25 protein-coding genes are annotated in these 19196 nt (G+C 28.1%); 4 read left to right on the top strand and 21 right to left on the bottom strand.

All coding sequences use genetic code 11. The features are described from left to right. Positions 1-457 (top strand): IS3 family transposase (locus TICRE_RS05020; RefSeq protein ID WP_143582993.1); only part of this gene is annotated, 457 nt, incomplete at its 5' end. Here TICRE_RS05020 and TICRE_RS05025 read toward each other — a convergent pair. The 11 genes from TICRE_RS05025 to TICRE_RS05070 form a co-directional block, all read right to left on the bottom strand. Next, complete coding sequence (locus TICRE_RS05025) at positions 454-831, bottom strand: hypothetical protein (RefSeq protein WP_075725798.1); 378 nt, start codon at positions 829-831, stop codon at positions 454-456. The genes TICRE_RS05020 and TICRE_RS05025 overlap by 4 nt on opposite strands. 68 nt (positions 832-899) lie before the next feature. Beyond that, positions 900-1523 carry a hypothetical protein gene (locus TICRE_RS05030; protein WP_075725800.1) on the bottom strand — a complete coding sequence of 208 codons (624 nt, stop codon included), beginning with the start codon at positions 1521-1523 and terminating at the stop codon, positions 900-902. A gap of 113 nt (positions 1524-1636) precedes the next feature. Next, positions 1637-1813, bottom strand: a complete 177-nt coding sequence (locus TICRE_RS13175) for a hypothetical protein (protein ID WP_158016434.1) — start codon at positions 1811-1813, stop codon at positions 1637-1639. Positions 1814-1902: 89 nt separating this feature from the next. After that, complete coding sequence (locus TICRE_RS05035; protein ID WP_075725877.1) at positions 1903-2742, bottom strand: fumarylacetoacetate hydrolase family protein; 840 nt, start codon at positions 2740-2742, stop codon at positions 1903-1905. Between the two features lie 19 nt (positions 2743-2761). Continuing rightward, complete coding sequence (locus TICRE_RS05040; protein WP_075725802.1) at positions 2762-4063, bottom strand: M18 family aminopeptidase; 1302 nt, start codon at positions 4061-4063, stop codon at positions 2762-2764. A gap of 123 nt (positions 4064-4186) precedes the next feature. Further along, complete coding sequence (locus tag TICRE_RS05045; RefSeq protein ID WP_075725804.1) at positions 4187-5065, bottom strand: DUF4846 domain-containing protein; 879 nt, start codon at positions 5063-5065, stop codon at positions 4187-4189. Between the two features lie 177 nt (positions 5066-5242). Continuing rightward, the gene (locus TICRE_RS05050) at positions 5243-5587 is read right to left on the bottom strand and encodes a hypothetical protein (RefSeq protein ID WP_233120151.1); all 345 of its coding nucleotides are present in this window, start codon (positions 5585-5587) and stop codon (positions 5243-5245) included. A gap of 39 nt (positions 5588-5626) precedes the next feature. After that, positions 5627-5878, bottom strand: a complete 252-nt coding sequence (locus TICRE_RS05055; RefSeq protein WP_075725806.1) for a hypothetical protein — start codon at positions 5876-5878, stop codon at positions 5627-5629. After that, positions 5875-6162, bottom strand: coding sequence for a helix-turn-helix domain-containing protein (locus tag TICRE_RS05060; protein WP_075725808.1), 288 nt, complete (start codon positions 6160-6162; stop codon positions 5875-5877). The genes TICRE_RS05055 and TICRE_RS05060 overlap by 4 nt, the downstream gene beginning before the upstream one ends. 133 nt (positions 6163-6295) lie before the next feature. After that, the gene (locus tag TICRE_RS05065; RefSeq protein WP_075725810.1) at positions 6296-6508 is read right to left on the bottom strand and encodes a helix-turn-helix domain-containing protein; all 213 of its coding nucleotides are present in this window, start codon (positions 6506-6508) and stop codon (positions 6296-6298) included. Between the two features lie 7 nt (positions 6509-6515). Then, complete coding sequence (locus TICRE_RS05070) at positions 6516-6995, bottom strand: DUF2975 domain-containing protein (RefSeq protein WP_075725812.1); 480 nt, start codon at positions 6993-6995, stop codon at positions 6516-6518. A 535-nt stretch (positions 6996-7530) separates the two neighbouring features. Between TICRE_RS05070 and TICRE_RS05075 the strand changes: the two genes are divergently transcribed. Continuing rightward, positions 7531-8799, top strand: a complete 1269-nt coding sequence (locus TICRE_RS05075) for an ArsB/NhaD family transporter (protein ID WP_075725814.1) — start codon at positions 7531-7533, stop codon at positions 8797-8799. Positions 8800-9163: 364 nt separating this feature from the next. Here TICRE_RS05075 and gloA read toward each other — a convergent pair whose 3' ends face one another. Then, entirely contained in the window at positions 9164-9550 is a 387-nt protein-coding gene (gene gloA, locus TICRE_RS05080) for a lactoylglutathione lyase (RefSeq protein WP_143583077.1), read from the bottom strand. A gap of 414 nt (positions 9551-9964) precedes the next feature. Here gloA and mnmH point away from each other — a divergent pair, with 414 nt between their 5' ends. Further along, on the top strand, positions 9965-10996 hold the full coding sequence (gene mnmH / locus TICRE_RS05085; protein ID WP_075725819.1) for a tRNA 2-selenouridine(34) synthase MnmH: 1032 nt from the start codon (positions 9965-9967) through the stop codon (positions 10994-10996). Positions 10997-11015: 19 nt separating this feature from the next. Here the strand turns inward: mnmH and TICRE_RS05090 are convergent, their stop codons facing one another. Continuing rightward, complete coding sequence (locus TICRE_RS05090; protein WP_084191859.1) at positions 11016-11537, bottom strand: peroxiredoxin; 522 nt, start codon at positions 11535-11537, stop codon at positions 11016-11018. Positions 11538-11695: 158 nt separating this feature from the next. On the opposite strand from TICRE_RS05090, the gene TICRE_RS05095 reads away from it, so the two are divergent. Continuing rightward, the gene (locus TICRE_RS05095) at positions 11696-11920 is read left to right on the top strand and encodes a DUF896 domain-containing protein (protein ID WP_084191860.1); all 225 of its coding nucleotides are present in this window, start codon (positions 11696-11698) and stop codon (positions 11918-11920) included. 37 nt (positions 11921-11957) lie between these two features. On the opposite strand, the gene TICRE_RS13735 is transcribed toward TICRE_RS05095, so the two are convergent. The 8 genes from TICRE_RS13735 to TICRE_RS05130 all read right to left on the bottom strand — a co-directional run bounded on the left by TICRE_RS13735 (position 11958) and on the right by TICRE_RS05130 (position 19180). After that, complete coding sequence (locus tag TICRE_RS13735; RefSeq protein ID WP_269843975.1) at positions 11958-12089, bottom strand: hypothetical protein; 132 nt, start codon at positions 12087-12089, stop codon at positions 11958-11960. 83 nt (positions 12090-12172) lie between these two features. Continuing rightward, positions 12173-12400: a hypothetical protein gene (locus TICRE_RS05100; RefSeq protein ID WP_075725823.1), complete on the bottom strand. Its 228-nt coding sequence runs from the start codon at positions 12398-12400 to the stop codon at positions 12173-12175. Between the two features lie 57 nt (positions 12401-12457). Continuing rightward, the gene (locus TICRE_RS05105) at positions 12458-13003 is read right to left on the bottom strand and encodes a class IV adenylate cyclase (RefSeq protein WP_075725825.1); all 546 of its coding nucleotides are present in this window, start codon (positions 13001-13003) and stop codon (positions 12458-12460) included. Further along, a complete protein-coding gene (gene nagA, locus TICRE_RS05110; protein ID WP_075725827.1) occupies positions 12988-14148 on the bottom strand; it encodes an N-acetylglucosamine-6-phosphate deacetylase in 1161 nt (386 codons plus the stop codon). Before nagA ends, TICRE_RS05105 begins: the two co-directional genes overlap by 16 nt. Positions 14149-14157: 9 nt before the next feature. Then, entirely contained in the window at positions 14158-14883 is a 726-nt protein-coding gene (nagB, locus tag TICRE_RS05115; protein WP_075725829.1) for a glucosamine-6-phosphate deaminase, read from the bottom strand. A 4-nt stretch (positions 14884-14887) separates the two neighbouring features. Then, positions 14888-15577: a metallophosphoesterase gene (locus TICRE_RS05120; protein ID WP_075725831.1), complete on the bottom strand. Its 690-nt coding sequence runs from the start codon at positions 15575-15577 to the stop codon at positions 14888-14890. Between the two features lie 88 nt (positions 15578-15665). Next, positions 15666-18095: an ATP-binding protein gene (locus TICRE_RS05125; protein WP_075725833.1), complete on the bottom strand. Its 2430-nt coding sequence runs from the start codon at positions 18093-18095 to the stop codon at positions 15666-15668. Then, entirely contained in the window at positions 18092-19180 is a 1089-nt protein-coding gene (locus tag TICRE_RS05130; RefSeq protein ID WP_084191861.1) for a metallophosphoesterase family protein, read from the bottom strand. Before TICRE_RS05130 ends, TICRE_RS05125 begins: the two co-directional genes overlap by 4 nt. Positions 19181-19196: the final 16 nt, after the last annotated feature.

Here is a 19196-nt window from a genome sequence, read left to right on the forward strand (position 1 = left end):
TTATATTTATACTTTATCTGGTTTTGTATATTTAGCATCAATAATGGATCTATATTCAAGAAAAATAGTCGGTTGGCATTTAACTGATAATCTTTCTACTAAAAGTGTTTTAAGAGCAATAGAAAAGTCAAAGCAAAACAGAAAAATAGATTGCCCCATAATTATTCACAGCGACAGAGGCGTGCAATACATCTCAAAAGCTTATATTGACGCTACTCCTGCAGAAAGCTTTATAAGGAGTTACTCAAGGAAAGGTAACCCTTGGGATAATGCAGTAATCGAGTCTTTTCATGCACTTATTAAAAGAGAATGGCTGAATAGATTTGTAATTCAGCATCTAAGTCATGCTCATGAGTTAATATTTGAATACATTGAAACATTCTACAATACAAAGAGAATACATAGTCACTGTGACATGAAGTCGCCTTATGACTATGAGGAAGAAAATATTATTTAACAGAATATAGATTTATTATGTTTAATTTGTCCTTTTTCTTGACAGAGGACCACTATCCACTTATTTAACTGTTCTTTATTAAAATACTTAATTCCATCAATTTGAATAAAGGGTATAAATCTATAAGTCTCGTAACTATCTAACTTTTCTCTTTGTGATTCCAGGGTAGATATTAAATCCTTAAAATCATCATGTGTCAAGTTTAAATATTCTGCTGCTTCTGCCTCTGTTATTAACCCCTTATTAGTTATTACGGATTGTTCAAAATCACTTGGATTAGTATCTCTTATTGAATTTGCAATCAATACACTTCCCACAAATATAGATATTGATAGGATTAAGACAGATATTATTAAAAACTTATTCTCTTTCATATAATACTTCTCCTTATTATTTATTGCCATGTGTGTATCTATAGGTATATATTTTTTAAAAAAAAGAATTAAACTTCAACAAGTTTTTCTAATTCATCTTTTAATTTATCAGGAAGTTTAATCCTAATATATCCTATTTTACCAGTTGGTTTAAGCTCAGTTTTAGAGTCAGACATTATACCCTTAGGTATTATCATATTTCCATCTTTTAATAGTATAAGCATCCTAATATAAGCATTTTCTAAAGAAACAACTGATGATGTTTCCGTGTCCTCAACTAAGTAAATTTTCGCAACAATATCGTCTTCAAATGAATCAACATAATCTCCTTTTAGCTCTCTAAGATGATTAAATATATTTTCTATAGTGCTTTTATTTTCGATGGTCTTCCCTGAATTCAAAACATCCCTTATTTCATTATGGATTTCTTCTTGAATTTTAATATCTTTTTCAGAGATTTTTGAAAGGTCACTGTACTTTTCATTTATCAGTTTAATATTAGCTTTTGCTTTATTTTCTGCTTTATTTAATGCTATAAGTTGATCATTGCTATGGAATACCATTTTTTGTGGTGTAATCAAAAAATCTAAACTTATATCACTTGAAGAAGTATTGTTTTGTTTGCATGATACTAGTAACAATCCAGAAAATATGAATATAATTATAGTTATTAAAGATTTTCTTATCTTCATAAAATCCTCCCCTTATTTTTATATTAGCTTGAATTATTATTAACGGTTCATATTTTTTATAAAGAGGGTGAAAATAAACAATTAAACTCAGGGTTTTAATTATGATGATAATATTAATTTTCTGAGGTTCCTTGTTGGATCAAACCATCTCTAATAGAATCACCCATTCGACCAAGACCATACTCAATACTGATAAATCCAGCTTTTAACGCATTAGAAAACAAAGTTGCAGAAATAATAATAGCTATAGCAATAATAATTTTACCTATTAAATATTGATGATTTTTCATTTTAACTCCCCCTAAGTAATTATAATGTACAAAAAATAAATGGAATATATCATAATTTAAATTACAATATACTCTATTTATTCTAATTGTTATATAATCTTATTTTTCAAAACTCCTATACCTTCCACTATACACTCCACAGTATCTCCTTCTTTCAAATACTTAGGTGGAGTAAATCCCATTCCTACACCGGCAGGTGTGCCTGTTGAGATAATGTCCCCTGGTTCTAAAGTGATATGAGACGATAGCTCAACAATTATATCTTCTATCCCTTGTATCATATGTTTTGTATTTGAATCTTGTCTTATTTCCCCATTTACTTTGGACTGTATATTGATTTCTAATGGAAATGTGAACTCATCTTTAGTAACTATCCATGGACCCATTATAGAGTAGTTGTCAATACTCTTACCTAGAAACCATTGATTATGTGCCATTTGTATCTTTCTAGATGATAAATCGTTAAAAATAGAAAACCCAAATATATAATCTATTACTTCTTCTCTTTTTATATTTTTACCTTCTTTACCTATTATAATAGCTAATTCAGATTCGTAATCTATATTATCATCTAAATCAAATCTTCCCTTTATTTCTTCACCATCTCCTAAAATATAACTTGCTCTTTTACTAAAATAACTTAATTTAAAATTTTCCATATCAATAAAATCATCCATCTCTAAGATATGATCTCTATAGTTTTTACCTGCACATATAATGTCGTGAATAGGTCTTGTAATTGGAGAGATTATCTTTACTTTTGATTTATCTATGATATTAGTAGATTTTTTTATATCCTCAAAATCTTCTTCTTTTGCATTTTTAATAAAATCTATCATATCTTTAAACTTTTCTAATCTTATTATGCCTTTTGGGGTATATATTCCAATTTCTTCTCTTTCTTTATATAAATAATTTATAATCTTCATAAAACACCTCACTTTATCTTTACAGCTTATAAAACTCTTTAAAAGTTCTATACACATTGTAATGGTCTAAGACTCCACCTAGTTCTCTTATTGAATGCATTGCTAGTATTGGATTTCCTATATCTACTGAAGGGATATCAAGTTGGCTTGAAGAAATAGGCCCTATAGTAGACCCTCCCCTTTTATCTGATCGATTTACAAACTTTTGTACGGGAACTTCTATAGACTTACATATTCCCTTATAAACTGATGATGAAAAACTATCTGTTGTATAGGCTTGATTTGCAGCCATTTTTATAGCAGGTCCTCCATTTAATACTGGTCTGCTAGTAAGATCTTGTTGTTCAATATAATTTGGATGAAGAGCATGAGCCTGATCTGCTGAAATTAAAAATGAATTAGCTAAAGCTCTATAGTAATCTTCTTTATCTTTGCCCATAGAAAGAGTAATTCTTTCAAGAACAGTTCTAAGCATAGGACTAGCTGCTCCTTGCTTTGTTCCACTTCCTACTTCTTCATTGTCAAAACAAACTAAAACATTTGTAGCTCTTCCCACCTCACTATGGATAAGTCCATTTAATCCTGCATGAACCATTCCTAAATCATCTAATTTACCAACAGAAATAAATTCCTCATTAAGACCTACAAGCATTCCTTTGTCAACCCCATATAGAAACAGTTCAAAGTCTAAAATATCTTCTACTTCTATTTCCAAGTTTTTAGCAATTAATTTTATTAAAAAGCCATCTTTTTCAAACTTTTCATTTATATTAGATATTAATGGAAGAGTGTCTTTTTGGGCATTTATTTCGACACCTTTATTTACTTCTCTGTTCATGTGTATTGCTAAATTTGGTATTATCATTATAGGCTTTTCTAGGTCTATTAAAATTTCTTTAGGTTGTAGTAAGTTTTCGGTTTTTATACTAACTCTTCCTGCAATAGATAGGGGTCTGTCAAACCAAGTGTTTAATATTGGTCCACCATAAATCTCTGTATTTAGTTTTAAATACTTTTTTTCTACTACCATCTCAGGATTAGGTTTGATTTTAAAAGTAGGTGCATCAGTATGAGCCCCTATAAGTTTAAATCCATCTTCTTCTATTTCACCTTTTCCTATTTTAAACGCTATTATTGCTGAATTATTTTTAGTTGTATAATACTTTCCTTCTTTTTCTAAATTCCACTTATCTTGTAGATTTAATCTTTTAAATCCATCTTTAATAAGTGTTTCCTCTACATTTTTAGCTGCATGAAAAGCACTAGGGCTTTTGTCAATAAACTCAATTAGATTTTTAGCAAATTGCTGTTCTTTTATCATATAATCATCCTTTACTTATTATTTTATATTATAAATCCAGTAGAAAATCCTTCTACATTAACGCTCGCTCAATTAAATCAGGCTAAAGATATTTCTATTTCTGCAATGCAAAAGAGACAGAAGTTAAAATCTTTTTAAGTCACTAAATTCAAACTTCCACTCTGGAGTTATAAGTCTTTCCTTTCCCTTTAATGAATACCAAGGACCAATTTCTTTATCTACTGGGTTTATAAGTATTTGAGTTTGTTGAGCTGGCATATATGATTGAGCCAATAGAAAAACCTTCTCACCTGCTTCATTAACTGCTATATCTACAACTATTACAGCATGCCCTGGACTTCCTCCTTGTATAAATACATCACCTATCTGCATATCCTCTATCTTTATACTTTTTAGTTCTTTTTCTAATGATAAAGTACTAGCATAAGCCATAACTAATTCCATATATTTTCTAAAGGATTCATAAGTGTTTACTGGCTCTGTAGCTTTGTAATAGCTTACAGCGTTTCCATCTATCTTTATTCTGTACCCTTCAATCCACTTTTTATACTCTGCTTTAAATCCTGATACAAATCTAAAGCTTATATCATCATACATTTCATTTTGATAGAGATATTCTGCTCGAAGGAGCATAACCGCATCAGCACATTGATGCAAATCACGTTCCCCTATCTCCACATCAAATACGCTATCGTATACATCTGTTTTAGTCTTTTCTCTTCCATCGTAAAAGAGAACTTTTTCTCCGTAAGGCTTCAGCTTTTGCTTTCTTAAAAAATCTCCAAAACTCTTTTCTTTAGTATCTACTCTATCATATCCTTCTGGAGTAGGATATCTCTCCTCTATAGTCATTCCTTCTTCATTTACCTTATAACTATCTTTCATATCTTCTGATGTAGGTAGTTTCTTGTCAGTATTTTGATTATTGGAAATTAAATTTCCTTTGTTCACACAACCTGTAGATAGTATTAAGGTTAAAACAAGAATAATGATCTTTTTCACGATTACCGCTCCACTCCTATAGTAAATTATTTTCGGGTTTATTAAACTCGAGTTGTTTAGTTTTCTAATAAATATTTTATCTTATACCATATTAACGAATCTAAAGACTGCTTTGTGACAACTTAATTAAAATATTTTATTATAGATAATTTATAATTGTATTTATTCACAAACTATTTATTTGCTTTTCTTAACTAGTTTATTAAAAAATATCTTAAAGGTATAAATAACAGATAATACAATGCCTGTAAAATTAACTAAAAGTAAAAGTATAAATATAACATCTATAAATATACTTTCTATATTTTTATCTCCATATCCATCCCATCCTGTATAAAATTGTTCGGCTGTTCCTGTAAAAATATAGAGAAATAAAAATGTAGCCATGAAAGATATAAATGTAAATAAGTATAGCTTTTTTATATTTATATATTTTTTCATTGTTTCGCCTTCCTTTGCATATAAAATTATTGTAATTACTATAGACATTCCTTCTGGAAAAGCTGTTATTGATATCTCCATTTTCTAACCATACTTTTATTATAAATAATCTATACTAAGTTATTTATTTAAAGTTTTATAAATTAAAATTAAAACCCCATAAACACAAAATAATAATGCAGTAACTGGAATTAATAAATGTACTTTTCTTTTTGTTTCCTTATAATTATTCCATTCATCTATTGCTTGATTGATAAGTATTATAAGAAGTAGAGATATGAAAACATTTTTTGGAATATCAATCTTCATTAAAAAAAGTGATAAATATACAAACCAAGCTATACCTGCAACAATACGCCTCATCTTTGTCATATAACCCCTCCTAAATGTATACAGAAAGTAGTATGTTTTTTAGAATTTATTAATCTATCCAAACTTTCAAATCCCCCATCTTCTGATAACATCTTTTCAATTTTCTCCTTTCCTCTAGATATTCTTTTACGAACATCAACTTTAGTAATTTTAAGTATGTCTGAAATCTCTTTATTGTTGTATCCTAAAGAATATTTAAAACTTAAAACACCTCCAAAATTTTTAGCTAAATATAATCTTTGTTCATTTGTAGGATATATCCTATATTTATAGGCTTTAAGCATTATTTTGCTCCCTGATTCTCAATGTATTTTCTTACTACTTAAAATCTAAATACAATATTCCTCTCCATATAATACACAATTATAGCGGTTTCTTCAATATATGATAAATTTAAAAATTCTATAGAAAATTAAATTACTCATCTTCTCCCCTATATTCTAAAATATCTCCAGGCTGACATTCAAGCACCTTACATATTGCATCTAGTGTATTAAATCTTATCGCTTTTGCTTTATTATTTTTTAATATGGATATATTAGCCATAGTGATTCCTACTCTTTCACTTAGTTCAGTGACACTCATTTTTCTCTTTGCTAACATGACATCTAAATTTACTATTATCATCATCTATCACCTACACTGTCAAATCATAATCATCTTTATAAATAATTGCCTTTTTCACTATAGCTCGAATCAGCATAATTACCATTGCTACTATCCATATTACAAATGTTATGCCTATCATTATTAACGATAATAATGGCCCCGGTCCTCCAAAAGTTGTCATATACTGTATTAAAATTATGATTCCTATGGATGCTAATATACACATTCCAACTAATATCTCTAATCCTCTAGTAAATCTTAAAGTGAATGTAAAACCATGGTCAAACATCCTAAGTAGATACATTATAACTCCTGTTCCTATTAATAATAAAATTAACAATAATTCACAAGTTACAAGAATAGGCAGTTTAGCATATTCAAGCTCAGGATATACATATAACATATCTTCTGCCATTATAGGCAGTATATATGTTCCCAGGAATATTACACCTATTGCAAATACAATTAATAATATTTTTAAAATATTCGACGCCATATTAACTTTCAATCTAATCCCTCCCAAGTATTTATCTGGGTATAGTATAACACATAATATATTGAATTTCAATATATTATTATTGAAATTCAATATATTTTTATTGAATTTCAATACATGTAACCTGCTTCATGTATTGGAAATATCAGTAGAGTTTATTTAGATTTTAGTAACTTTCTTTGTTTTAAAAAATCCATAGTATACTAATAATTGTATTTTTAAGTATTAAGATTTATCCAATCAATAATATTTAGCTCTATCCATAGTGATAGTATTAAGGTTAAAACAAGAATAATGATCTTTTTCACGATTACCCCTCCACCCCCAAACACCCATTTTTGAGTTTTCATTTATCTTTTTTATAAATGGAAATACCTTATTTGCTTCTGCTTCTCTTTGGCTTCTATTATCTTTTATTTATTATACCATATTCTTTTATGTATGAAGTTCACAATCTATTATTTTCTATATGAATGGAAATTTACCTTTACTTACATAATAAGTAAAGGTAAGATATATAAAGGATTATATAAAACAGGAGGATATAATGAAAAATATTGCAATAATAATCTTTATTTTAACTTATGTATTACTATTAATTTTCCCTAAAGTTAGGGCCTATATAGCGCTTGGTTCAGCTTTATCTTTTGTAACACTAGGCATTTTGCCAGTGGAAAAGGCTTTTACTACTATTGATTGGAATGTAATTTTAATGATTGCAGGTACTATGGGTATAGTGTCTTTATTTATTGAATCAAAAATGCCAGCCTTATTAGCTGATCTTATACTTGAAAAGACACCTAATGTAAAATGGGCCATTATTTCCTTATCCCTATTTGCAGGCATTATATCTGCTTTTGTTGATAATGTAGCAACTGTTCTAATGGTTGCACCTGTAGCATTAGATATTTCTAAAAAACTAAAAATTTCGCCAGTTGCAAGTGTAATTGCTATTTCAGTTTCATCAAATCTTCAAGGTGCAGCTACCTTAGTAGGAGATACAACTTCTATACTTTTGGGTGGATATGCAAATCTAAATTTTCTAGATTTTTTCTTCTTTAGAGGTAGCCCTGGTATTTTTTGGGTTGTTCAGGCTGGAGCGCTTGCTTCAACTTTAGTATTATTATATTTATTGAGAAAATACAAACATCCTGTAAGTTCTATAGATAAAACAGTTGTTAAAGATTTTTTTCCTACAATACTTTTAGTTGGAATGGTTCTTCTTTTAATCATAGCTTCATTTATACCCAATACTCCAAGAACAATTAATGGAATTATATGTGTAACACTATTTGTGATTGGTATGATAAAAAAATATTTTGAAACAAAGGATTTTAGTGTTATATCTAAAGCATTAAAAGAAATAGACTATTTTACTATTTTATTACTTGCTGGTTTATTTATAGTAGTGGGGGGACTAACAGAGGCTGGGGTAGTAGATGATATAAGTAAATTATTTGTTAGATTTAGTAAGGATAACATTTTTGTTATTTATACCCTTATAGTTTGGGCATCAGTTTTATTTTCAGCTTTTATTGATAATATACCTTATGTTGCAACTATGCTGCCTGTGGTTTCTAGTATATCTAGTATTTTAAATATAGAACCTTATATCTTATATTTTGGATTACTTTCAGGTGCAACTTTAGGAGGAAATCTTACTCCTATAGGAGCCTCAGCAAATATAACTGCCCTTGGCATATTGCGTAAGGATGGATATGAGGTTAAGGCATCTGAGTTTATGAAAATAGGTATACCCTTTACTTTAGTAGCAGTAACAGTAGGGTATATTATGATTTGGTTTTTATGGTCATAAAAAATAAGTGATGCATCTTATCTGCATCACTTATTTTTTTACTCTACACTCATCAATTTATCTACTACATATTTTTCTATTAATTCTATTTTTCTTAAAGCTTCTTCTTCCTTTTTATCCTTTCTATAAATATATATCTTAATTTTAGGTTCAATACCTGTAAATGCTACATTAATAAATGCACTTTTCTTTTTGTTTCCTTATAATTATTCCATTCATCTATTGATTGATTAGTATTATAAGAAATAAAAATATGAAAACATTTTTGGGAATATCAATCTTCATTAAACGATTGACAGAGTCGTCAACACCTACTATATAATGTCTTGTGGTGGTATATACGACTCTGTTTTTCCTTCTTTTACTATTTTTCTGCTCTTATTACCTCAACATCATATCCATCAGGATCTGTTACAAAATAAAACCTTGGTCTCTCTCCTCTTAAACCCATCAAATCTGTCACTTTATATCCCATTTCTTTATGTCTTTCTCGAGAAGCTTCTAAGTCATCTACAGAAACTGCTATATGACTGAAACCATTTCCTATTTCATAAGGTTTTTGTGGATTGTAATTATATGTTAGTTCTAATTCATATGCTCCTTCTTCGTCACTTAAAAACACCAATGTAAATTTATCTTCTGGAATATCTTTTCTTCTTGTTTCTATTAGACCTAGTGCATCTTTATAAAATTTTAAGGATTTTTCTAAATCCATTACCCTTATACAGGTGTGTAGCATTTTAGTTTTCAATATTTCCATCTCCTTTAATAGTATTATCTATATACTTATATCCTTTATTTCATTTGTCTAAACCTTGATTATATAATAGCTTAATGCTTAATCACTCTTCTATTATATAATCAATCTTCTTTGTAGCTATTAAGACTTTGAGCTCTTCTCTACTAATTTAATAAAGTTAATATATCATATTATATATCATTCATATTTTTATTCCTACTTGATTTTAATTTTTTTACTTATTATGATATAATAAGTTATTAATGAGAAAACTAAAATTATATAAAAACTTGTATAAGATGATTGTAGGATACAAAGCCCTTACTTATCCAGGAACTAAACTTTTTTCTACTCTAGTCTAAAAAGAAAAAAGTATTGAAATCGTAAGCATCAATTAAAAAACTATAGAAGAAGGTAATTATATTTATGTATGAAATTGATTATAAAGATATAGAAAAAAATGGTTCAAACGATCTATTTATAGATGTAAGAAGTCCCAAAGAATTTAGTGAAGAAACTATACCAGGTGCTATAAATATACCTATATTTGATAATAAAGAAAGAGAACTTATAGGAACTCTCTATAAAAACAATAGTATAGAAGAAGCTAAAAAGACAGGTATATTTATAGCCTCTAAAAAACTTCCATATATCTATGAAGAAGTATCCAATTTAAATAAAGGACACAATCATATCTATATGTTTTGTTCTAGAGGTGGCTTTAGAAGTAGCTCTCTGGCTCCTTTTTTCCAGGCTTTAAATATGAGTGTAATAAAACTTCATGGAGGGTATAAAGGATATAGAACTTTCATAAGGGAAGATTTACAAATAATTTCAAAAGATTTACAATTAATAGTATTGTACGGAAATACTGGAACTGGTAAAACCCATATATTAGATAAGTTAAGAAAAAAAGGTATGAATGTATTGGATTTAGAGAAATGTGCAAATCATCGTGGTTCTATTCTTGGAAGTGTAGGGCTAGGAGAGCCAAATAGTCAAAAGATGTTTGAGAGTTTAGTATATGAAGAGTTAAAAAACAGAAATTCTAATCTAGTTTTTGTAGAAGGCGAAAGTAAGAGAATTGGAAAATCGTTAATACCAGAGTTTATCTTCGATAAGATGAATAAAGGAATAAGTTTAAAGATTATTTCTCCTATGGAAAAAAGAGTTGAAGTTATTTTAAAGGATTATGTAAATGGTACTGATAGTGAACTTATAGAAGTTCTAAATCATATGCGAAATCGTTTAGGCAATGAAAAAATCGAGAACTACATTGATCTAATAAAAGAAAAAAATTATGCTCCCGTCATAAAAGAATTATTTATTAACTACTATGATCCTCTATATGAAAAACACAAGAGAGAATATATGAAAACATTTGAAAATATAGATCCAAATATTACGGCTGATAATATAATAAAATGGGTTGATGATCAAAAAATAAATGGACTCTAGATACCTAGAGTCCATTTATTTATAATAGGTCTTCTCCTTCTTCCCAGTTTACAGGGCAGAGTCCACCAGTTTCTAAGGCTTTTAATACTCGAAGTGTTTCATCTACGTTTCTACCAACATTTAGATCGTGTACTACAGAATATCTTACAATTCCTGATGGATCTATTATAAATAATCCTCTTAAAGCTATTCCTTCTTCTTCTATTAATACACCATAATCTCTTGATACTTCCTTTGTAATATCAGAAGCCATTGGATAGTTTACTGGACCTAGTCCTGATTCAATCCATGCTTTGTGAGCATGTTCACTATCTACACTTATAGATAATAAATCTGCATTTAGAGCTTTAAACTCATCTATCCTATCACTGTAGGCTGTAAGTTCAGTCGGTCATACAAATGTAAAGTTTAAAGGATAGAAAAACATTACAAGCCATTTCCCATCATAATCTTTAAGTTTTACTTCTTCAAAACTGCAACCATCACCTGTACATGTATTCATCTTAAAATCAGGTGCTCTTTTTCCTACTAATCTCTCCATATTATACCTCCATTATTGTTTTATTAACTTTTACCACTATAGATATTTATATCCCTTTTTTAAAAATCTAAACATTAAACGATAATGGCTATCATAGATAAAATATTTTTATAAATAAATTTAATAAAATATGCTATAATTATACTAGAGGTGATATTTTGAAAGATTTAATAAAAAGAATAAACGAACTAGCAAATAAAGCTAAACTTAACGAACTTAGTCCTGATGAAAAAATAGAACAAGCTGAGCTTAGAAAAAAGTATCTAGATAATTTTAGAGGTTCTTTTAAAGAAACTCTTATGCATGTAAAAGTAGTAGATGAAGAAGGTAGGGATGTAACACCTGAAAAATTAATAAAAGAACAACAAAAGAGGAAAAACTAAAATTATCCTAGACAAATTTGTCTAGGATAATTTTAGTTTAGTATTTGTTGCCTCCCATAAATAATATAACTAGTAATAAGAAGAAAAATAATAATGAACTATCTTCTCCTATACCTCCAAATATACCTTTTTTTGGAACATTCACAACTTCCATATTCATGTCTTCCATGTAATATCCCTCCTCATTTATTTCTCATGATATCTTATGCATGAGATATAAAACTTGTTACTAAATGAAGAAACAAATTAAATTTACTCTGTTTCTCCTAATCCAAATATATCTCCACCGCCTAAAAGAAGTAATATAAGAAGTATCCAAATTATATTATCTCCGCCAAATAAGCCGCCTTTTCCTCCAAACAATCCTCCGTGTCCTCCATGACAATCATCTTTAGAACTACTAAAAAGTAAAAATATAATTAGAATGAGTAGTATATCACTGTTTCCTTTTCCAAATCCGCCAAATAAATTTTCTATCATAAAATAACCTCCTATTAGATTAGATTAATATATCTTATTCTAATAGGAGGCTATGGGTTACAATAGTTTTAATTCTTCTTGAAGTTCTACAATAGACTTATTGGAAATATTTTCTTGAGGTATTTCTAATAGGCTTGTTATTTCATTTAAATGTTTAAAATCTCTTACTTCTATTTCCATATACGGGAAAGGATAAGTTTGTTTATCCCAATTATCCAAATCAATACGAGCACCATTTAATTTATAGGATCTTCTTTCTTTATATCCTACTTCTATTTTATCAAATCCTAGATTTTTTAATATTTCAAGCACTATTTCTTTATCCTCTATTGCACTATTTAACTCTATATTTTCTCTTAGGTCTTTATTCTTAATGTTCTTCTTTAAGGTTAAGACTACATTAACCTTTCCATTAAATAAATCCTCTGTTTCTCTTATCCTCAAATAAGCATCAACACTGTCTTTTATTGGGTTTTTAGTAGAATCAATTAATGTATTTACTTGAAGTTCATTAGCTATAAGTTCACCTTTTAGATTAACTATTTTTTCTTCCATTTCATCTATATCTATTCCAAGAACTTTAACTTCTAATTCTTTTTCCACGAAAGTTTCCCTCCAATAAATACTTTTCTTATATCTATATTTTTATCAAAAAGGATAAAGTCTGCTTTCTTTTCTACTTCAATACTTCCTAAATCCTTATCCATATTTATAGCTTTAGCTGGATTTAAGCTTGCCATCTTTACAGCTTCATTTATTGGTACTTGAAGATAGTTTATCATATTATAAACGGCTCTTTGCAAATTTAATGTTGAACCTGCAATGCTTCCAGACTGGAGTCTTGGAAGTTTATCTTTTACATATACCTTTTGCCCACCTAAATCATATTCTCCATCTTCAAGTCCTGCTGCCCTCATAGCATCCGAAACCAATATAATCTTTTCATATCCTTTCATCTTTAAAGCAATCTTAACAGCTATATCATGAAGATGAAATCTATCATAAATTATCTCACAATATACTCTTTCATCGGTAAGAGATGCCCCTATTATCCCTGGTTCTCTATGTGTAAAGTTTCTCATACCATTATAAAGATGTGTAGCAACAGTTATACCATTTTCTATTCCTAGTTTTGCGTCTTTGTATTCTGAATTAGAATGGGCCATGGCAATTACTACATCATTTTTCTTAAAAAATCTTATAAGGTCCATAGATCCTACAAGTTCTGGTGCTAAAGAAACCATTTTAAGATTACCTTTTGAATCATCTAATATAGTTTGAGCCTTTTTTATATTTGGTGTATCTATATATTCTTCAGGCTGTGCACCTTTATTTATCCTATTAAAAAAGGGTCCTTCAAGATGAATTCCTATTATATGAGATTTATAGTCTTTATTTTTATAATTAACTATATTTTTTATAGCATCAGTCATGTTCTCATAAGAAGATGTTATTACTGTCCCTAAATAAGAAGTGACTCCATTTGAAATATGGTAATCTCCCATTTTATCTAGAGCCTCCTCAGTACTGTCCATCACATCAAATCCTGAATTACCATGATTGTGTATATCAACAAATCCAGGAGACAAAAATAGTCCTTCTCCATCTATAACCGTTTCAAATTCTTTTAAATTTATAGCCTTATCTTCGATAATATCTTCAATTTTTTCTTTTTCTATGACTAAACTATGATCATGTAAAACATCAAAAGGAGTTATTATCTTAACGTTTTTAATTAAGGTTTTCATCATTTCCTCCTACCCTTTATAAGCCGCCTCATCTACTATTATAGTTACATCTGGATGAAGAGCTAAGAAAGATGCTGGCAAGTCCGTAGTTAGGGTATCATTTTCTAAGAGTTTTTTTATTATCTCTCTTTTATTTTCTCCACTTGCTAAAAGAAGTATCTTTTTAGCCTTTAATATACTTCCTATTCCCATAGTTATAGCAGTTTTTGGTACTTCTTCTAAAGATTTGAAAAATCTTGCATTGTCCATAATTGTATTTTCTGTAAGATGAACTACAGAAGTTCCAACAGAAAGTTCCCTAGCTGGTTCATTAAATGCAATATGACCATTTGTGCCGATTCCAAGAATCTGAATATCTATTCCACCCATCTCTTCTATAAGTTTATCATATTCTTTTGTATAAGAATTTAAATCTTTAGCTTTCCCATCTGGCACATATGTGTTTGCTTTATCTATATTTATATGATCAAATAAGTTTTCATTCATAAAATATCTATAACTATTAGGATTTGTTCCTTCTAATCCTACATATTCATCTAAATTAAAACTTTTAACATTTGAAAAATCTACTTCTTTAGCTTTGTATCTTTGGACAATCTCTTTATAAGTTCCTATTGGTGTACTTCCTGTAGCAAGACCCAAAGTTATATTTGAGTTGTTATTTACCTCACTGACCAATATATCTGCAGCTTTTTTACTTATTCCATCATAATCTTTTTCTACTATTAATTTCACATTATCACTCCTCATATAAAGATTTAAGTTCAAATTTCAAATAATCACTTGCTATACATTGAAAATCTATACCATCTATCTCACCTTCTACTACATATTTGTGTCCTTCTGAATGCAGATGACCATATATGCATAAATCAATGTTAAACTCTTTCATAACTTCTACAAATTCATTAGGTTTTAAATTCATATCAAAAGGTGGATAGTGAATCATAGCTATTTTAAATTTACAATCCCCATCTATACACGATAGAGAGTTCTCAAGTCTTAAAAGTTCTCTTTTAAATATTTTTTCATCTTTTTCATCAAAAAAATCACAGTCCCTAGAACTCCAACCTCTAGTACCACCTATACCTATATCTTTATAATGGTAGGCGTTGTTTTGTATAAAAAATAGACTTTTAAGCTCTAAATCATTCATCTTTTTAATACTTTGCCACCAATAGTCGTGATTACCTTTTATAAATGCCTTTTTCCCTGGTAAATCATCTATTCTCTTTAGATCAAAATAAGCATCTTCAAGTTTTAAAGCCCAAGAAATATCCCCCGGAATTAAAACTAGATCCTCTTCATTAACCTTTTCTTTCCAAACTTCTATTATCTTTTCTTCATGTTCTATCCAATTATCACCAAATATATCCATAGTCTTTTCTTTGGAATAATCGAAATGCAAATCCCCTATTCCGTAAATCATATATGCACCCCAAATTATCTTAATGTTTAACTTCAATTTATAAAAACACAGGATTTCAACATTTACTACTTAAAGTTAGTGTTTAACTTTAAGTTAATTGAACTAAATTAAATTTTGTTTTCCTATTATATAATACTTCGAATTCTCTTTTATGACAAGTAAATAATATGATTTGTCTAAGTTTAGACTCTTCTATTAAAAGATCAATTATGTTTTCTAATCTTCTATTATCGTATTGAACAAAACAATCATCTAATATTAAAGGTGGTTTTTTGTCAGTTAGAGAGTTTATAATCCCAAACCTTAATGCAAAATATATTTGATCTATCGTTCCACCACTTAAATCTTTTATATCTATCATTTCCCCGGTAATATTATCTATAACGCCCATTTCTAGTTTGTCATCAATCCTTATCTTAGAGTATTTGCCTTTTGTTACTATATCGATGATATTTCCTACTCTTTTATTTAGTATAGGAGCAAATTCTCTTTGTATATTCTTAGATAGATCTTCAATTGTATCTTTAGCAAGTTCTAAAGATTGTATCTTTTCATCTAAGGATTTTAAAAGCTCTTTTTTCATATATATCTTTTCTTCTATCTCTATCAATTTAGAAATGCTTCTATCTAAAAAACTTATTCTAGCATCATTACTGCTTTTTTCTATTTTTATTTGAGCTATCTTTTCATATTTTTCTTTTAATATATCTTTTAACTGTAAACTTGAAAATTCTTTTTCTGATTCTTTAAGATTTATCTGTAAGTCTTTTAATTCTTCTTGTAATTCTTCAAAACATAAATCTCCTATGACCTTTTTAAGTAGTTCATCTTTTACATTAAGATTAAGATCAAGTTCTTTGTATAGTTTAGCCTTATCTATCCCATCTTTAAGCTCATCTAAGCTAGATGTAAAGTTATTGTTTAAGATTAACTTTAACTTTGCTTTAAGTTCTTTATATTCTAATTTGTCTTTTTCAAGTCTTTCTAATGTAGTTTTTTTCCTATTTATATATTCTTCTAACAAACTACTTTCTTCTTTGTAAGCATAAAAGGACATCTTGTATTCATCAAATAATCTCTTGAATTGAAATTTATCATCTACATTATATTTTTCTATTATCCTATTTTTATCTTCATCTATATCGGAAATCCTTTGTTTTTTTTCATCTTCACTCTTTTCTAAACTATTTAAATCAAGCTCTCTTTTATTTAAAATAATATTTAATTTTTTACTTCTAAAAAAACTAAATATTATTATGGGTATAGTTATTAGATTAATAGATAAAAATGCTATATTAGAAATAAATGATAAAACTATAGATATAGCTGAAACTATAATTGCTAAGATTAAAAATATATTGTTATTTTTAATCTTAACCGTATCTTCCTTTAAGTCTCTTTTTATAAATTCTATTTCATTATTAATTTGAAGAGTCAATCCTTCCTTTTCTTCTTCTAATCTTTCATAATTTAAAAAATCATCTTCTATAGATTTATCTATATTAAAGTTTAAATCTTTTTTTTCTTTTATTTGTTGTATATTTTTTTCTAACTCTATTAAAGTTTCTTCTAGTTCAATAGTTCTTGGTTTTATATTTTTAAGTTGTCCATCTATATTTATACCCTTTAAATAATCATCTAAAGATAGATCTTTGTATTCTTTATATTTATTTTTATTTTTATCTAAAATAGCTATATCATCTTTTATAGCTTTGACTTCATCATATATCTTTCTTTTTTCAAGTAGTATGATCTTTTTTAATCTATCTTCTAATACTTTTATTTCATTTGACTTTTCATCAAGTTTTTTATCTATAGAGATATTAAGTTCTATAGCTTCTAAATATTCATCTTTATTTTTTAATATCTCTTCTTTCTCTTGTTCTAATCTTTTGAGTTCTATATAGTTTCTACCATAATACCTAGTAGGAGCCCTACTGCTTCCAATTTCCTTTAGTGCTGTTTCTAATTCTTTTATAGCTTTTTTAATTGATACTTCATTGTCCATACTTGTAGATAAATTGATGAGTTTCTCTTTTATCTCTTTAGATAGATCTTCTTGGATTCTATTTTGAGATTGTTTTACTGATATAGTGTTTCCATATACTGCATCATTAAATCCAAAAAAGTGGTTTCCAGGTTGAATTATTCTAGTTTTATTCTTTGTATCTAAATTATTTGTTATATCTTCACCAGTTTTTTCTAAAAAGACTTTAGTTGTTTCTTCTGATTTAGTAAATTCTCTTTCTATTATATATTCCTCATCATCAGTTTTAAATTTAATTACCCCCGAATACTTCTTTCCAGACCAAGGTCTATACATTTCATGTTCATCTAAATATATGGTTCTTTTTACATATGGTTTTAAAAACCCATAAAACATACCATTTACAAAGTTGTGAATGGTAGTCTTACCTGCTTCATTTTCTCCATATATTACGTTTATTCCTTCTTCTAGTTCTATTTTTTTATTGTCAAATCTTCCAAAACCCAATAAATTTAGCTCTCTTATAATCATATATCTATCTTCTCCTTCAAAAGAGCTTCGAGTCCATAGTAAAGTGCATCCTTTACCCTTTTCTCTTTTATATCTTTTGTTTTCATAGTATTTATAAATTGACCTATTATATTATCTTTATAATCCGCTTCCATAGTTTCTAAATCATAGTCTGGAATAGATTTATCTATTATTTCTAAGTGAAAGAAGTCGTTCTTTAAATCTCTATGTAAAAACTTTAAATTTATATCTTTATCTCGATATCCATTTATATTTATTCTAAAAAAGTCTTTTTTCCTTTCTATCTCATCTATAACTTTAAACTTTTCTAGTATATCTAAATACCCCATCGTTTCATCTATATATATGACTTCACTTTTATATTCTCTTTTACTAAATGGTACAAAATCTACAGTTTTTTTCTCTTTAGAAATATTCCCCTTCATAAAACCTCTAGGACCAGTTTCTCCAAAATCTAATGGCTCTGGAGATCCAGAATATGCTATGTTTTTTCTTATCTTTTCAGGCTTATGTATATGTCCTAATGCTATATAGTCCATATTTAAATTTTCTAGGGCTTTTATATCCAAGGGAAGATAGTTTGATTCACTACCAATATCTCCATGAATAAGAAGGATATTTTTATAGTCTTCATCATGAATTTCAAAACCTTCTAATGATAGACCTTCTTTTATAGATATTTTATCCCAACTATATCCATAGATAACTGTATTTAAATCTTCAAATACCTTTTTCTGGATTTTAGCTCCATTAAATATAGTAACATTTTTTGACCATTCTACTTTTCCATATAAGGATTTATTGTCTAAGAAGTCATGGTTTCCAGCTATTATAACTATATTTACATCGATAGCAGTTTCTAATATTTCTCTAACTCTTTTAATATCCCCCAAAGTAAAGTATTGTTCTTCAAATAAATCTCCTGCGATAAATAAAAAGTCTATTCTATTATCTCTAGTATATTCTACTATTCTCTGAAATGTAGACCATAGTTCTGCCCGTCTTTCTATAGCTTTTTCTGGACTTAAATATCCTTTAAATTGTAATCCTAAATGTATATCTGCTGTATGAACAAAACTAATCACAATTATCACCCCTTGC

Source organism: Tissierella creatinophila DSM 6911 (genome assembly GCF_001940565.1).
Taxonomy (GTDB): Bacteria; Bacillota; Clostridia; order Tissierellales; family Tissierellaceae; genus Tissierella_A; species Tissierella_A creatinophila.

Bases quoted from the DNA above. Each gene is read 5' to 3' on its own strand.
- TICRE_RS13175 (WP_158016434.1), bottom strand. From the start codon at position 1,813: ATGAAAAATCATCAATATTTAATAGGTAAAATTATTATTGCTATAGCT.
- nagA (WP_075725827.1), bottom strand. From the start codon at position 14,148: ATGAAAACCTTAATTAAAAACGTTAAGATAATAACTCCTTTTGATGTT.
- mnmH (WP_075725819.1), top strand. From the start codon at position 9,965: ATGTATGAAATTGATTATAAAGATATAGAAAAAAATGGTTCAAACGAT.
- TICRE_RS05065 (WP_075725810.1), bottom strand. From the start codon at position 6,508: ATGATGATAATAGTAAATTTAGATGTCATGTTAGCAAAGAGAAAAATG.
- TICRE_RS05125 (WP_075725833.1), bottom strand. From the start codon at position 18,095: ATGATTATAAGAGAGCTAAATTTATTGGGTTTTGGAAGATTTGACAAT.
- TICRE_RS05035 (WP_075725877.1), bottom strand. From the start codon at position 2,742: ATGAAGATTATAAATTATTTATATAAAGAAAGAGAAGAAATTGGAATA.
- TICRE_RS13735 (WP_269843975.1), bottom strand. From the start codon at position 12,089: ATGGAAGACATGAATATGGAAGTTGTGAATGTTCCAAAAAAAGGTATA.
- TICRE_RS05060 (WP_075725808.1), bottom strand. From the start codon at position 6,162: ATGCTTAAAGCCTATAAATATAGGATATATCCTACAAATGAACAAAGA.
- TICRE_RS05030 (WP_075725800.1), bottom strand. From the start codon at position 1,523: ATGAAGATAAGAAAATCTTTAATAACTATAATTATATTCATATTTTCT.
- TICRE_RS05120 (WP_075725831.1), bottom strand. From the start codon at position 15,577: ATGATTTACGGAATAGGGGATTTGCATTTCGATTATTCCAAAGAAAAG.
- TICRE_RS05055 (WP_075725806.1), bottom strand. From the start codon at position 5,878: ATGACAAAGATGAGGCGTATTGTTGCAGGTATAGCTTGGTTTGTATAT.
- TICRE_RS05075 (WP_075725814.1), top strand. From the start codon at position 7,531: ATGAAAAATATTGCAATAATAATCTTTATTTTAACTTATGTATTACTA.
- TICRE_RS05100 (WP_075725823.1), bottom strand. From the start codon at position 12,400: ATGATAGAAAATTTATTTGGCGGATTTGGAAAAGGAAACAGTGATATA.
- TICRE_RS05025 (WP_075725798.1), bottom strand. From the start codon at position 831: ATGAAAGAGAATAAGTTTTTAATAATATCTGTCTTAATCCTATCAATA.
- TICRE_RS05050 (WP_233120151.1), bottom strand. From the start codon at position 5,587: ATGGAGATATCAATAACAGCTTTTCCAGAAGGAATGTCTATAGTAATT.
- TICRE_RS05040 (WP_075725802.1), bottom strand. From the start codon at position 4,063: ATGATAAAAGAACAGCAATTTGCTAAAAATCTAATTGAGTTTATTGAC.